The organism is Gracilibacillus sp. HCP3S3_G5_2, from assembly GCF_052063305.1.
In the GTDB taxonomy this organism is placed as follows: domain Bacteria; phylum Bacillota; class Bacilli; order Bacillales; family Amphibacillaceae; genus Gracilibacillus.
This window is the reverse complement of the sequence record NZ_JBQHXU010000001.1, coordinates 1-14264: the sequence shown is the minus strand read 5'-3', so window position 1 is coordinate 14264 and position 14264 is coordinate 1. Positions and strand designations below refer to the sequence as shown.

Here is a 14264-nt window from a genome sequence, read left to right as displayed (position 1 = left end):
GTATCGCTCCTATCTAGAAAGATTCCATTCATCATTCAAATACTTATTTTCCATTAACGTCTGGATTTCTTGTTGTTGTTCCTCATTAAAAGTAAATTCTTTTAACTCAATTTCTAAACCTTTCTCAAATCCTTTTTTAAAGGCACTTTTTATTTCTTCTAATGTGACTTGACGATGGGTGGCTTGCTCGATGGAAATTGCCTTATCACTAAACGCCTCACGTGCCCTTTGTTTTACTTTATCATTTCGATAAATAAATAAATCATACAGTTTATCATTATCTACCGTTAAAGGGATCGAGCCATGTTGCAGAATAACTCCTTTTTTTCTTGTTTGGGCGCTTCCTGCTGCTTTCTTATTATTCACTACAAGTTCATACCAGGAAGGTTCTTCAAAACATACAGCAGACTGTGTAGTATTTAACTTCCCCTCAGGTATGGCAAAGGATGCATCTATACCTAGTGAACGGAATCCTTCTAACAACCCTTGAGAAAGTACCATATACGCTTCTTTTATTGACTTAGGCATTTTAGGGTGTTCTTCCGAAACGATTACACTGTATGTTAATTCTTGATCGTGTAAAACAGCACGTCCACCGGTCAGTCTTCTGACAAGTTCAATCCCATGATTGCGGACTGCTTCTAAATCAATCTTATTAACAGTTTTTTGAAAATAACCGACCGACAAGCCTGCCGGAACCCATTCATAAAATCGAATGGTTGGCGGTATTTTTTTGTTGCTATGCCAATTTAATAAGCATTCATCGACAGCCATATTATAGGCAGGTGTTTGTTTCTGTGTGTCAATAAAATACCAAGTCTCAGTCATAATATTTAGCCTCTCTTTAAGAGAGAACTAATCCCCCTTTTTTCTTTTCAATTATTTCCATTATAATGGTACAGTCTGGATATATATATGTCAAAAGATTAAGATAAATATGAATTATTGCATAATGTGATATAGTAAAAGCAGTGAAAAAGAATGAATACAGCAGGGAGTTACAGTCAGATGAGCGGATTTAATGAGCAATTTATTATTTCTATTGTTATTATTGGAATTGGATATTTATTAAAAAGATGTAATCTTGTAAAAGAGAAAGATGGGGAAGGAATAGCAAGGATAGTCTTTAACTTAACGTTACCATGTTTAATTATCGTTACTTTCAGTGATGTAGACTTCACAGCCTCCCTATTTTATTTAGTTATTATTGCATTTGTATATGGAGTAGTTAATGCTGTTATTGCACTTACAGTATTCCGAAATGCTACGAAGGATATAAAAGGTACGTTTGGTATGATGGTACCAGGGTTAAATATTGGATTATTTGCATATCCACTAGTAGAAGGCTTATTTGGATTTGATGGATTAACATATTTTGGCATGTTTGATGTAGGGAATGCCTTTATTGTTTTTGGCCTCAGTTATATTATTGCAGGTGCCTATGCAGGAAGTGGCGGAATGCTAGAAACAAGGTCCATTATTGTAAAAATATCTAAGTCGATTCCACTTCAAACATATCTTATCATGTGTTTAATTAATATTATCGGTGTTGAGTTGCCTGATATGATGATAGATGTAACCAGTGTGATCTCTGTAGCAAACATGCCCCTATCCTTACTATTATTAGGTTTATACTTAAATTTTTCATTTGCGAAAGGATATGGAAAGCTTATTGTAAAGTTTTTATTCACAAAATATGGGATTGGTTTGATTGCAGGCTTTGCGTGTTACATCTGGCTGCCGGTGGAAGATATGTTTAAGTTTACATTATTGATCGGGTTTATCTTACCAACCCCAGCATCTGTATTGCCTTACGCTATTATGTTTGGTTACAATCAAAGATTGGTTGGAACAGCCTCTAATATCACGATGATTATTAGTTTTATCTTAATTTGGTTGATTGTCAATCTGATAGTTTAATCAATTCTAGTGATCCATCAAAATATGAAAATGTTTAGTGAGTGAAGATTAACGTTTATTAATAAGGTTAGTATTTTCGCATCTATAGAGTGAGGTGTTTATCATTTTTGAATTAACTATAATAGAGTGGTTAGTTATCATTTTTTCAGCCCTTTTAATCGGTTTTGCCAAGGCTGGGATAGCAAGTATGGGTATCTTCGTCGTTACGATTTTTATGATTATTTTCCCTGCTCGTGAATCTGTAGGGATTTTACTACCTTTACTGATTGTTGGCGACTTATTTGCTGTTATCTATTATCGGAGAAATGTTGTTTGGCATTATTTATTTTCACTAGTGCCCTGGGTATTAGTAGGGATTGTACTAGGATATGTTGTGTTAGATGTGGTAACTAGTGAGCAGTTAAAACCTATGATCGGTATTTTAGTTTTAGCACTTATATTATTACATATAAGCAGGGAAAAGCTAGGGGAACGTTTTGTGAAAATGTTACCAAAATCAAAACTTTTTACCTTTAGCATGGGTGTATTAGCTGGGTTTGCTACAATGATCGGTAATGCTGCTGGGGGAGTGATGGCCGTATATTTGCTCGTTAAAGGTTTACCAAAACAAGAATTTGTGGGAACAGGGGCATGGTTTTTCTTATTTGTTAATATAATTAAAGTTCCATTTTATATTTCTTTAGGTATTATGACAGTGGAATCGATAACTTTTAATTTATGGCTTATTCCTGCGATAATTATAGGAGCATTGATTGGCGTACGAGTAATCAAAATTATGCCTCAACAAGTTTTTCAAATATTAGTTTTAACATTTGCAGGATTAGGGGCTATTAGACTTATCATAGGTTAATAGCGTGATCGCTTCATAATTTTTCGTTAAAATTTTCAGAATTTCTAATATTTTCGACAAATTCTTAAAATTCTGTGGTATTATATTTTATTATCTCACCTTTAAAATAATTGGAGGTTTCATCATGGGTGATAAACATTTAGAGACATTGTTATTACATGGAGGGCAATCACCAGATCCTGTTACCGGTGCTAGAGCTGTACCAATCTATCAAACAACATCCTATGTTTTTGAAGATACAGAACATGCAGAAAAGTTATTTTCACTTCAAGAGAATGGCAATATATACAGCCGTTTAATGAATCCTACCCTAGATGTGTTTGAAAAGCGTATGGCTTTATTAGAGGGGGGAGTAGCAGCTGTTGCAACTGCTTCAGGTATGGCAGGAATTGCCATGGCAATTCTTAATATTGCTTCCGCTGGCGATGAGATTGTTGCTGCCACCAATATATATGGGGGTACCTATAATTTATTCTCTATTACACTACCACGTTATGGAATTAACGTTCACTTTGTTGATCCCACTGATCCACAAAATTTCAAAAAAGCTATTACAGCTCAAACAAAAGCTGTTTTTGCTGAAACGATTGGAAATCCTAGTTTGCATGTATTAGATATACCTGCAGTATCTAATATTGCCCACGAAGCAGGAGTTCCATTAATAGTTGATAATACCTTTGCTTCACCTTATGTATGTCGTCCAATCGAGCAAGGTGCCGATATTGTGGTACATTCTGCAACGAAATGGATTGGTGGTCATGGTACATCGATTGGAGGAATTGTTGTAGACGGAGGTAAATTTGATTGGAATTCGTCCAAGTACCCTGGATTTATTGAACCGGACCGGAGCTATAATGGTATTGTTTATGCTACAGATTTTGGAGATATTGCGTTTGCGACCAAATTAAGAGTCCAATTGCTACGAGATTTAGGTGCATGTTTAAGTCCATTTAATGCTTTTCAATTGTTGCAAGGATTGGAAACTTTAAACTTGCGTGTGCAGCGACATAACGATAATGCTCTAGAATTGGCGAGAAGGTTAGAAAAACATCCAGCCGTATCTTGGGTTACCTATCCAGGTTTATCATCGCATCCATCTTATCAGTATGCTAAACAGCATTTGGAAAACGGCTTTGGCTCCGTTGTGGTTTTTGGTATTAAAGGTGGAAGAGAGGCAGGGAGTAAGCTGATAAATAATATGGCACTATGGTCACATCTTGCCAATGTTGGTGATGCGAAAAGTCTTATTATTCATCCTGCTACAACTACTCACTTGCAATTATCAAAAGAAGAATTAGAAGCAACTGGGGTAACAGAAGATTTGGTACGGTTATCTGTAGGATTAGAAAATATTGATGATTTATATCAAGATTTAAATCAATCTTTACAAAAAGCAACTGGAATGGCTACAGGGACTTCAGCAGCACAACAGCAAGACTCTACAGAAGATGTGGTAAATCGATTAACAGAAGAAGTAATCAAGAGGTTACAAAGTAAGAGAATTTAATAGGGAACACATGCTTATCAAAGGGAAGTATGTTGATGAAAAAACAGGGGGTCTATAGGATGAGAAAGGTGAAAATATCTTTATTGGCTTTAGCCATGAGTCTATTAGTGGTAGTGACTGCATGCGGACAAGAAGACACAGCCACTACAAATGAAGCTTCTACTGATTCTGGTGCATTGGAAGGAGTGCCAGAGGCATTTCAGCAGGATGAACCATTAGAAGTTATGGTAATTCGTAAAATTGGCGGGGATGACCATACACAACAATTTTTAGCAGGGGCCCAACAAGAGGCAACAGCATTGGGAATGAAGGTAGACACATTCTCTGCTAATGGAGATACTGCTAGTTTTCATGACACTATTTCCCAATCAATCAATCAAGGCTACGATGGGCTAATCATTTCCCACGGTGATGATGAAGCAACAGTTGAATTGATACAAGAAGCAAGGGGAAAAGGGATTGAAGTAGTAGCATTTGATACAAATGAAGAGGCTTTAGAGGCAGATGGAGTAACATTAACCTCTCAAAATGATGAAGAACTAGCTTCATTAGTATTAGATCAATTGGTAGAAGAACATCCGGAAGCTAATATTGGGTACCTTTGGGTGGACGGTTTCCCACCAATGGTAAGAAGAAATAATGTTTATGAACAAGTATTAGAAGAAAATCTAAGTATAAATGAAGTGAAGCGTTTTGGTGATGCACAAGATCCACAAACAAAAACGCAGGAAGCAGTTGCGGCATGGTTAACGGAAATACCTGAAGGTGAACTTGATGCAATTTTTGCTACTTGGGATGCTTTCGCCGTAGGTGCAACACGTGCATTGAAAGAAGCAGGGAGAGAAGAAATTGATATCTATGGAATAGATGTTTCTAATGCAGATCTTCAATTAATGCAGGAAGAGAATAGTCCATGGAAATATACTGCAGCAGTTGATCCAAAACTAATTGGTGCTGTGAATGTGCGGATTTTAGCGAAAAAATTTGCAGGAGAAGAAACACCAGAAACAGCATCTTTAGACCCGGCAATGATTTCACAGGACGAGTTAAATGCTTCTGATGAAGAAGTCAACATGGAATCTTTAACAAATGTCGTAGAAGGATGGGGAGAATCAGACCAATTTGAAGAAGATTGGATGACTACTCTAAAAGAACATCATTCTAATTAATCACAATGGATAGAAAGCTATTGATTGTCAGTTCGGCTTTCTATCTTTTACAAAATCAACAATCAACATGATCCGTAAAGTGAGGCGGGTGATCTATTTGGTAAAATCTACACTGAGAATGGAAGACATTACAATTGATTTTCCTGGTGTCCGTGCATTGGATCACGCCAAATTTAGCATGGATACAGGACGAGTACATGCACTAATAGGAGCGAACGGAGCTGGTAAATCAACGCTAATGAAGGTGTTATCTGGTGCTTATTCTCATTATACTGGTTCGATTTATTTAGATAATCAACAAGTAACGATTAATACACCGCAGGATGCGAAAGATTTAGGTATACAAATAGTGTATCAAGAGGTGGATACAGCACTTATTCCATATTTATCTGTCGGTGAAAATATTATGTTAAATGAAATGGTTAATGGGATGGGAAAAAAGCAGTTCGTTAATTATGCATACATACATACGGAAGCTTCGAAACTTTTAAATACATTAAATATTGATCTATCTTCTCGTCGTCTTGTCAGTACATTAACTTTGGCAGAAAAACAAATGATATTAATTGCACGTGCTATATCGAGAGAGTGTCGTTTTTTAATTTTAGATGAACCAACTGCACCATTAAGTAACAAGGAAACGGAAAAACTGTTTGAAATTGTTCGTCAGTTACGCGGCAATAAAGTAGGGATCATTTTTATTTCACATAGATTACAAGAGTTGTTTGAAATATGCGATGAAATTACCGTCATGCGTAATGGCCAATTTGTCAGTTATGATCTAATTAAAGATGTCACCATTAATGATATAGTGGAAAAAATGTTAGGGAAACAGATGGAAGAACAATTTCCTAAAATCCCTCGGGAAATCAAAGAACCAATTTTTGAAGTTGAGCACTTGCGTGATGATGAAAGGGTTGAAGACGTTACCTTTCATGTTTGCGCAGGGGAAGTAATAGGTTTAGCAGGTTTAGTAGGTGCAGGTAAAACCGAGATATGTAAAGCATTGTTCGGTGAATCAGGTAGAGTACAAGGTAATCTTAGACTGCGAGGAGAAAAAATAAACATTCGTCATCCAAATGATGCAGTTAAATATGGACTTGCACTAGTACCTGAGGAACGTCGCAAAGAAGGAATTTTAGTAGAAGAAAATGTAAAAACAAACTTAACTTCCGCTAATCTATCGTCATTTGTAATTCATCTGTCTTTTTTAGATTTTAAGAAAGAACAAAAAGTTGCCACTGAAATGGTGGAGAACTTAGGTGTCAAAACACCCTCTGTTCATACGAAGCTCGCCAACCTTTCAGGAGGTAATCAGCAAAAAATTGCAATTGGCAAATGGCTGATAGCTGATGCAGATGTCTATATTTTCGATGAACCGACAAAAGGTGTTGATGTTGGTTCGAAAAAGGATATTTTCAAATTAATTCTCGAATTAGCTAAAAGAGGAAAAGCGATTATCTATGCTTCAAGTGAGTTAGCCGAAATTATTGGTATAACAGATCGATCTTATGTGATTTATGACGGCAAAATTGTAAAAGAATTAAAGACCGATAAAACTACTGAAGATCAGTTATTATTCTATTCGACAGGGGGAAGGGATTCATGAGTGTAAGTTCCGATTCCGATACGTCTAACAAACTTTCTTCTCCGAAACAAAACGGAAAATCATTCGATTTTTTTCAATTTCTATATAAATATGGAACGATAATGACGATTGTTTTATTAATAGTTGTATTTTCGATTGCTAATCCAGCATTTTTGCAATGGAGTAATATCGAAAATATATTACGTTCCATTTCAATTGTAACGATCATAGCGGTTGGATTAACGATTTCTTTATCTGTAAATGGTTTTGATTTATCAATTGGATCAGTTGCATCTTTGGCAAATGCGGTAGTTATCTCTATGTTTGTTTGGTATGCCCAGCCGACATTTATTTCTATCATCGTTGCTCTATTGGCTGCGGTTTTAGTCGGCTTACTAAACTCATTCTTAATTGTAAAAATGAGAATACCAGATATGTTACTAACTTTGGCAACAATGTTTGTGGTTCAAGGAGTTGCCCTCACTTATACAAAAAGTGCCACGATCTCTGAAAATATGATTATGCCGGATGGGAGTTACTCTGAAGGGAAAATTACCGAGGTCTTCTCCCTGATAGGAAAGGCACCCTATATCATCATTCTTATGTTAGTAATTGTATTTATTGTTCATATATTTCTTACCTATACAAAGCACGGTCGCTACATGTATGTAATCGGCGGCAACGAGGAAGCTGCAAGATTATCCGGTATTCCAGTTAATAAATATAAAGTGCTGGCATACGTATTATCAGCACTCTTAGCAGCTATCGGGGGAATCGTACTCGCTTCACGAGTGATGCAAGCTGAAATTAACGCTGGAGGAAATTATTTAATGGATGCAGTAGCTGCAGCATTTATTGGATTATCGGTATTAGGAGCCGGTAAACCCAATGCGTTTGGAACTTTCGTCGGAGCTGTGTTAATCGGTATTTTGGCAAATGGTCTAGTAATGATGTCCGTGCCATACTATGCAATGGATATCGTTAAAGGTGGCGTATTTGCATTGGCATTAGCGATAACTTACTACAAATTGAAATAGGAGGTATAAAAATGACTGACTTTTCAACTGGATATTTTACCATGAACGAAGATCAGGCAGTCGAATACGCGAAAGCGAAGTTGAGTTATTTTAAAGAGAATGCTGTTCTAACATGTAAAGAAATTGGTGATGGCAATTTAAACTATGTCTTTCGAATCATTGATGAAAGAAATGGTGATTCACTTATTCTTAAACAAGCTGGACCGGTAGCGAGAATCTCTGATGAATTTAAAGTTTCGCCTGACCGAAACAGAATCGAAAGTGATATATTAAAAATTCAATATGACTATGCACCAGCGTATACGCCGAAGACCTATCAGTATGACCCGATTATGAACTGCTTTGCAATGGAGGATTTGTCGGACTATGAAATTATGCGAGCAGCTTTAATGAAGCACGAAACATTTCCGGAATTTGCAGACCATATTACAACGTTTATGGTAAAAACATTACTACTAACGTCAGATGTTGTGATGAATCACAAGGACAAAAAGGATTTAGTGAAAAGCTTTATTAACCCAGAGTTGTGTGAAATTAGTGAGGACCTTGTTTACACGGAACCCTTTTATGATTGTGAGCGCAATGAAGTTTTTCCTGCCACACGTTCTTTTGTGGAACAAGAAATATGGGGAGATAAAGAATTACTGCTAGAAACAGCGAAGTTAAAGTTTGAATTTATGACTCATGCTCAGTCACTTATCCATGGGGACCTGCATACTGGATCTATTTTTATTAAAAAAGACAGTACGAAAGTAATTGATCCTGAATTTGCTTTTTATGGTCCTGCTGGTTATGACATCGGTAATGTTGTGGCTAATTTGATTTTTGCTTACGCTAATGGAAAAGCAACAATTGACAATGAACAGGAACAACAACTATTTACTACTTATCTATTGAATACTATTAGCGATGTAATTGATTTGTTTAAAGAAAAATTTATTACATTATGGGATCAGTCAGAAAAAGACCTTGTCGCTAGTTACGATGGTTTTCAGGAATATTACCTCGAAACGATATTAAAAGATACAGCAGCAGTAACTGGTTTAGAGTTGTGTCGCCGTATCATTGGACTTGCTAAAGTAGCGGATATTACTACAATTGAACAGGAAGAGGCACGTAAAAGAGCAGAGCAATGTTGCTTAACAGCTGCAAAGCAATTTATTTTAAAACGAGATACGTATAAATCCGGAACTGATTTTGTAAATCAGGTAAAACGATCTTTCCAGTTAAAAGGTTCCATTAGTAAGGGCTGAAGAAATTCTATTCATATAATGGATAATTAGCCAGTATTTACAGTAACAAAAAAGGGGAGATAACATGTCTGAACATATTACTGTTATCGAATCGGTGAAACTTGATGATGCCAATGACGCGATCATACTGTTGGATCAGACAAAGTTACCGAATAAAAAAGAGTATTTACATCTAAAATCTGTAGACGATGTTTGGGATGCCATTTATCAATTAAAAGTAAGAGGTGCTCCAGCGATTGGAATTGCTGCTGCATATGGTATTTACATCGTAACCAAAAACAGTAAGGCCACAAATTTCGCATCATTTTCTCAAGAATTCAAGTTAGCTAAAGAAAAATTAGCTTCTTCTCGACCTACCGCAGTGAATCTTTTTTGGGCCTTAGATCGAATGGAAGCAAGATTAAATAGTGAAATAAATTCACCAATTACTACCATCAAACAAGCATTAAAGGAAGAAGCAAATACAATAAAAGAAGAAGATCAAAAAGTTTGTGAAGCAATTGGCCGTTATGCATTAGAAGTACTAGAGCCTGGTTGGGGTATTCTTACACACTGTAATGCGGGGACAATTGCTACAGCAAAGTTCGGTACTGCTTTAGCTCCGATTTATTTAGGTCAGGAACAAGGCTATGATTTCAAAGTTTATGCTGATGAAACTAGACCATTGTTGCAAGGTGCCCGCTTAACAGCATGGGAATTAAATGAAGCGGGAGTCGATGTTACCTTAATATGTGATAACATGGCTTCTATTGTCATGAGTCAAAATAAAGTACAAGCTGTACTAGTAGGGTGTGATCGGGTGGCAGCAAACGGTGATGTGGCGAATAAAATCGGTACATCAGGGGTTGCCATTTTAGCGAAGCATTATGAAATTCCTTTTTACGTTTGTGCTCCCATGTCCACAATAGACTTAAATACAGAGACAGGTGCAGATATTGAAATTGAGTTACGCTCTGAGGAAGAAATCAAAACGAAATGGTACAGTGAGCCAATGGCACCAGCAGATGTAAAAACATATAATCCAGCATTTGATGTAACGGATCATTCTCTGATAACGGGGATTATTACGGAAAAGGGAATTATATCTCCTTCATACAAAGAAAATTTAGCAAAAATATTTGAATAATAACGCAGCGATTAGGAAGGAGGGATATTCATGTATCAAACGAAATATTATAGTGATTTTGAAGCGAAAAAATGGATTGTCGAAATTGGCAAACGTGTCTATCAGAAGAATTTCGTCGCTGCCAATGATGGTAATATTTCTGTCCGAGTTGGTCCTGACACAATCTGGACAACACCTACTGGAGTAAGTAAAGGATTTATGACTCCTGATATGATGGTAAAAATGCGACTGGATGGTACGATTATAGCAGGTAATCGGAAACCATCCTCTGAAGTGAAAATGCACTTAAGAGTCTACCAGGAAAGTGAAGAAACGAATGCAGTCGTGCATGCCCATCCGCCGATGGCAACCTCATATGCGATTGCTGGCATTAATCTAGAAAAACCAGTTTCGCCTGAAGCAGTTGTCCTGCTGGGAAGAGTACCTGTTGCTCCATATGCAACACCAAGTACAGAAGAAGTACCTGATTCCATTACCCCACTGATAAAAGATCATCATGCAGTACTACTAGCCAATCATGGTGCATTAACGTGGGGACGTGACCTGTTTGAGGCCTATTACCGAATGGAATCACTCGAGCATTATGCATTAATGCTGACCTACTCTACTAATATTTTGAACAAAGCTAATGAATTAAATTGTAATCAAATATCCGATCTAATTGAAATCCGTAACAAAATGGGGATCAAAACTGGTGGTGTCCCACCTTGTAATGTAACAGAGCAAAAGCAATCAATGGATCGTACAAAAGAACAAGTTATCCAAAATATAGTAGAAAAAGTTACCAAAAGAGTGATTGAGCAACTACAGAAAGGAGGCGCATTGTAGTTGGAATTAAATGAAAAAGATATTCAGACCATTATTGATTCTGTGCTAAAGAATGTTGAAGCAGCAATTGATAATCGAGAAAGACAATATACAGGCGCCCAAGTACATCAACCATTGAAAATGAAGCAGCTTTCATCTGCTGATATGGAGAACAATACAACTTTTACAGCTGTTCATACTAGCTATGATGGCGTGTTTGAAGAGGTAGCTGACGCAATTGAAGCGGCTAAACATGCCCAGCAAAAGTGGATGAAGCAATATAATCTTGAAAACAAAGAACTCATTATTCATTCCATTCGGCAAGCAGTGAAAGAAAAAGTAACGTATTTTGCCAAAATGACATTAGAAGAAACAGGGATTGGTAATTACGAAGATAAGGTGAAGAAACTATCCCTAACAGTTGAAAAAACACCGGGAACTGAAATATTAACTACGGAAACCTTTTCAGGTGATGATGGACTAACCTTTGTTGAGCAAACACCATTTGGTGTGATTGGAGCAGTAACACCGGTAACCAATCCACTCGACACAATCGTTCATAATGGAATTAGTATGATTGCTGCGGGTAATGCAGTTGTCTTTAACGTACACCCATCAGCTAAAAAAAGTTCTCGTGAAATGATTCAATTACTAAACCAAACGATTGTAAAAGCTGGTGGACCTGAGAATTTGCTTACAATGGTGAAGGTGCCTACGATTGAAACAGTTCAGCAAATAGCGAATCATCCATCTGTCAAGCTATTAGTAGGAACAGGTGGTCCGGGAATGGTAAAGAGTTTATTAAAGTCAGGTAAAAAAGCAATTGGTGCTGGGGCAGGGAATCCTCCTGTTATTGTTGACGAAACAGCAGATCTAACTCAAGCTGCAAAAGATATCGTAGAAGGTGCTTCATTTGATAATAATCTTTTATGTATAGCTGAAAAAGAAGTATTTGTACTGGATCAAGTAGCTGATGATTTGATTTTTGAGTTGCTAAATCAAGGTGCTTATATGTTGGATCACCAGCAATTAGATAAAGTAATGAGCTTAACTCTCAAAGAAAATCCGGATGGCATCCCTGGAGGTTGCTCCTATTTATCAAGAGATTACTTAATAGCAAAGGAATGGGTTGGAAAAGATGCAACACGCATATTAGAACAAATTGGCATTCATAATGTCCAAACCAAGCTGTTAATTTGTGAAGTCGAGGCGAATCACCCTTATGTCCAATTAGAACAATTAATGCCAATTTTGCCAATTGTAAGAGTGAAATCAATTGACGAGGCAATTGAAAATGCCGTTAAGGCAGAACATGGTAACCGTCATACTGCTGTCATGCACTCTAATCATATTAGTAATGTGACAAAATTCGCTAAAGCAATTGGTACTACCATTTTTGTTAATAACGGCTCCTCTTTGTCGGGGGTTGGCTTCCAGGGGGAAGGTTTCACGACAATGACGATTGCTGGACCAACAGGTGAAGGTGTCACATCAGCAAGGACCTTTACAAGACAACGGAGAACTGTAATTGCTAATGGCGGTTTCAATATCAGAGGGTAGGTGAAGCTAGATGGGACAAGCAGTAGGTCTTTTAGAGGTTTTAGGCTTTAGTGTGGCAATGGCAGCAATGGATCAAGCTTGTAAGGCAGCAGATATTGAGATTGAAGCAATGGATTGTAATAATCCGGTTACTGGCGATCATGCTACCATTCCTGTAGTCGTTCAAGTTAAATTTACCGGTAATGTATCGGATGTAAAAGTTGCATTAGAAACTGCCAGACAAGTAGCCAGTCAATACATTGAACAACAAGATATTGTGACAAGGATGCTTTCACATCAAACACCAGGTCTTGAAAAGCTACTGAGTACAGGGAAAGTAAAACGTCCATAGTGAGCTAGTAAGTTAGGGGAATATATATGAAAAGATCATTAGGATTGATGGAAGTAATAGGAACTGTGACAGCAATGACTGCTATTGATGCTATGAGCAAGCATGCTTTTGTGGAAGTGATTAGGGTAGAGCAAGTCGGTTCAGGCATACGAACGATTATGATAACAGGGGATTTAGCCTCTATTCAAACGGCATTAGAGGTTGGGGCAGACCAGGCTTCTCATCATGGTGAGGTTCTTGCCATCAAAACGATTCCGAAACCAGATGAAGGCATGTATGGCAAGCTGCTTCCACATAAGGAAGGTGAAAAACCATGACACAGTATGAAGCTATTGGTGTAATAGAAACAAAGTACTTTTCTGTTGCGATGGAAATGCTGGATCAGGTTAGCAAATCAGTCGGGGTCGAATTTATCGCCAGTCATAATCAGTTGGGTGGAAAACTAGTTTCACTTATTGTTGGAGGGTCTATATCTGATGTCACCATGGCAATTGCTACTGCTAAGCAAGTCAATCAGACAAAGCAAGATCAACCGTTAAAAAATGCAGTGATGATTACGAATCCACACCCTGAAATCTTAAAGTATGCTATACCAAGTAATCCACCAAAACAAAAGAAATTAGCAGTAAAGAAGCCAACTAGAAAGACAAATACAAAGAAAAACCAAACAAGAACTTTAGAGGAGGAAGAAAATAATGAGTGATTCATTAGGAGTAATTGAAACAAGAGGATTAACTGCTTCAATCGAGGCAGCAGATGCAATGTTAAAGGCAGCAAATGTAGAAATAGTAGGAAGTGAAAAGATCGGATCAGGGCTAGTATCTGTGATCATTAAGGGTGATGTTGGTGCTGTAAAAGCAGCAACAGAAGTGGGAGCAGAAGCAGCAGGACGAGTAGGAGAAGTTGTGGCTGTTCACGTAATTCCACGCCCACACAGTGATGTTAATAAATTATTAAAGCTTTCTTAAGATTAATTCAAAACAATTAAAATATGGAGGTATTTACATGAGTGATTCATTAGGAGTAATTGAAACAAGAGGATTAACTGCTTCAATCGAGGCAGCAGATGCAATGTTAAAGGCAGCAAATGTAGAAATAGTAGGAAGTGAAAAGATC

General features: G+C 37.2%; 15 protein-coding genes and 1 pseudogene. 15 read left to right on the top strand and 1 reads right to left on the bottom strand.

The window, feature by feature from the left end:
* Positions 1 to 9: 9 nt before the first annotated feature.
* The gene (locus ACTNEP_RS00080; RefSeq protein WP_441159504.1) at positions 10 to 828 is read right to left on the bottom strand and encodes a lipoate--protein ligase family protein; all 819 of its coding nucleotides are present in this window, start codon (positions 826 to 828) and stop codon (positions 10 to 12) included.
* A gap of 180 nt (positions 829 to 1008) precedes the next feature.
* Here ACTNEP_RS00080 and ACTNEP_RS00075 point away from each other — a divergent pair, with 180 nt between their 5' ends.
* The 15 genes and pseudogenes from ACTNEP_RS00075 to ACTNEP_RS00005 form a co-directional block, all read left to right on the top strand.
* The gene (locus ACTNEP_RS00075) at positions 1009 to 1920 is read left to right on the top strand and encodes an AEC family transporter (RefSeq protein WP_441159503.1); all 912 of its coding nucleotides are present in this window, start codon (positions 1009 to 1011) and stop codon (positions 1918 to 1920) included.
* Between the two features lie 94 nt (positions 1921 to 2014).
* The gene (locus ACTNEP_RS00070; protein ID WP_441159502.1) at positions 2015 to 2770 is read left to right on the top strand and encodes a sulfite exporter TauE/SafE family protein; all 756 of its coding nucleotides are present in this window, start codon (positions 2015 to 2017) and stop codon (positions 2768 to 2770) included.
* A gap of 124 nt (positions 2771 to 2894) precedes the next feature.
* Positions 2895 to 4179 (top strand): annotated as a pseudogene (locus ACTNEP_RS00065) (O-acetylhomoserine aminocarboxypropyltransferase/cysteine synthase family protein); the annotation flags it as partial.
* A 157-nt stretch (positions 4180 to 4336) separates the two neighbouring features.
* The gene (locus ACTNEP_RS00060) at positions 4337 to 5446 is read left to right on the top strand and encodes a sugar ABC transporter substrate-binding protein (protein WP_441159501.1); all 1110 of its coding nucleotides are present in this window, start codon (positions 4337 to 4339) and stop codon (positions 5444 to 5446) included.
* Between the two features lie 88 nt (positions 5447 to 5534).
* Positions 5535 to 7055 (top strand): sugar ABC transporter ATP-binding protein, encoded by a 1521-nt coding sequence (locus tag ACTNEP_RS00055; protein WP_441159500.1) that lies wholly within the window; start codon positions 5535 to 5537, stop codon positions 7053 to 7055.
* Positions 7052 to 8071 carry an ABC transporter permease gene (locus tag ACTNEP_RS00050; RefSeq protein WP_441159499.1) on the top strand — a complete coding sequence of 340 codons (1020 nt, stop codon included), beginning with the start codon at positions 7052 to 7054 and terminating at the stop codon, positions 8069 to 8071. The genes ACTNEP_RS00055 and ACTNEP_RS00050 overlap by 4 nt, the downstream gene beginning before the upstream one ends.
* An 11-nt stretch (positions 8072 to 8082) precedes the next feature.
* Entirely contained in the window at positions 8083 to 9324 is a 1242-nt protein-coding gene (gene mtnK, locus ACTNEP_RS00045; protein WP_441159498.1) for an S-methyl-5-thioribose kinase, read from the top strand.
* A 64-nt stretch (positions 9325 to 9388) separates the two neighbouring features.
* Complete coding sequence (gene mtnA, locus ACTNEP_RS00040; RefSeq protein ID WP_441159497.1) at positions 9389 to 10450, top strand: S-methyl-5-thioribose-1-phosphate isomerase; 1062 nt, start codon at positions 9389 to 9391, stop codon at positions 10448 to 10450.
* Between the two features lie 30 nt (positions 10451 to 10480).
* A complete protein-coding gene (locus ACTNEP_RS00035) occupies positions 10481 to 11278 on the top strand; it encodes a class II aldolase/adducin family protein (protein WP_441159496.1) in 798 nt (265 codons plus the stop codon).
* On the top strand, positions 11279 to 12817 hold the full coding sequence (locus ACTNEP_RS00030; protein WP_441159495.1) for an aldehyde dehydrogenase family protein: 1539 nt from the start codon (positions 11279 to 11281) through the stop codon (positions 12815 to 12817).
* A gap of 10 nt (positions 12818 to 12827) precedes the next feature.
* Entirely contained in the window at positions 12828 to 13148 is a 321-nt protein-coding gene (locus tag ACTNEP_RS00025) for a BMC domain-containing protein (RefSeq protein WP_441159494.1), read from the top strand.
* 26 nt (positions 13149 to 13174) lie between these two features.
* Positions 13175 to 13465 (top strand): BMC domain-containing protein, encoded by a 291-nt coding sequence (locus ACTNEP_RS00020; RefSeq protein ID WP_441159493.1) that lies wholly within the window; start codon positions 13175 to 13177, stop codon positions 13463 to 13465.
* Positions 13462 to 13851: a BMC domain-containing protein gene (locus ACTNEP_RS00015; RefSeq protein ID WP_441159492.1), complete on the top strand. Its 390-nt coding sequence runs from the start codon at positions 13462 to 13464 to the stop codon at positions 13849 to 13851. The genes ACTNEP_RS00020 and ACTNEP_RS00015 overlap by 4 nt, the downstream gene beginning before the upstream one ends.
* Positions 13844 to 14116: a BMC domain-containing protein gene (locus ACTNEP_RS00010; protein WP_441159491.1), complete on the top strand. Its 273-nt coding sequence runs from the start codon at positions 13844 to 13846 to the stop codon at positions 14114 to 14116. The genes ACTNEP_RS00015 and ACTNEP_RS00010 overlap by 8 nt, the downstream gene beginning before the upstream one ends.
* Before the next feature lie 37 nt (positions 14117 to 14153).
* Positions 14154 to 14264, top strand: a 111-nt coding sequence (locus ACTNEP_RS00005) for a BMC domain-containing protein (RefSeq protein WP_441159964.1), incomplete at its 3' end; no start/stop codon positions are given.

Bases quoted from the DNA above. Each gene is read 5' to 3' on its own strand.
- ACTNEP_RS00080 (WP_441159504.1), bottom strand. From the start codon at position 828: ATGACTGAGACTTGGTATTTTATTGACACACAGAAACAAACACCTGCC.
- ACTNEP_RS00075 (WP_441159503.1), top strand. From the start codon at position 1,009: ATGAGCGGATTTAATGAGCAATTTATTATTTCTATTGTTATTATTGGA.
- ACTNEP_RS00060 (WP_441159501.1), top strand. From the start codon at position 4,337: ATGAGAAAGGTGAAAATATCTTTATTGGCTTTAGCCATGAGTCTATTA.
- ACTNEP_RS00050 (WP_441159499.1), top strand. From the start codon at position 7,052: ATGAGTGTAAGTTCCGATTCCGATACGTCTAACAAACTTTCTTCTCCG.
- mtnK (WP_441159498.1), top strand. From the start codon at position 8,083: ATGACTGACTTTTCAACTGGATATTTTACCATGAACGAAGATCAGGCA.
- mtnA (WP_441159497.1), top strand. From the start codon at position 9,389: ATGTCTGAACATATTACTGTTATCGAATCGGTGAAACTTGATGATGCC.
- ACTNEP_RS00035 (WP_441159496.1), top strand. From the start codon at position 10,481: ATGTATCAAACGAAATATTATAGTGATTTTGAAGCGAAAAAATGGATT.
- ACTNEP_RS00025 (WP_441159494.1), top strand. From the start codon at position 12,828: ATGGGACAAGCAGTAGGTCTTTTAGAGGTTTTAGGCTTTAGTGTGGCA.
- ACTNEP_RS00020 (WP_441159493.1), top strand. From the start codon at position 13,175: ATGAAAAGATCATTAGGATTGATGGAAGTAATAGGAACTGTGACAGCA.
- ACTNEP_RS00015 (WP_441159492.1), top strand. From the start codon at position 13,462: ATGACACAGTATGAAGCTATTGGTGTAATAGAAACAAAGTACTTTTCT.
- ACTNEP_RS00010 (WP_441159491.1), top strand. From the start codon at position 13,844: ATGAGTGATTCATTAGGAGTAATTGAAACAAGAGGATTAACTGCTTCA.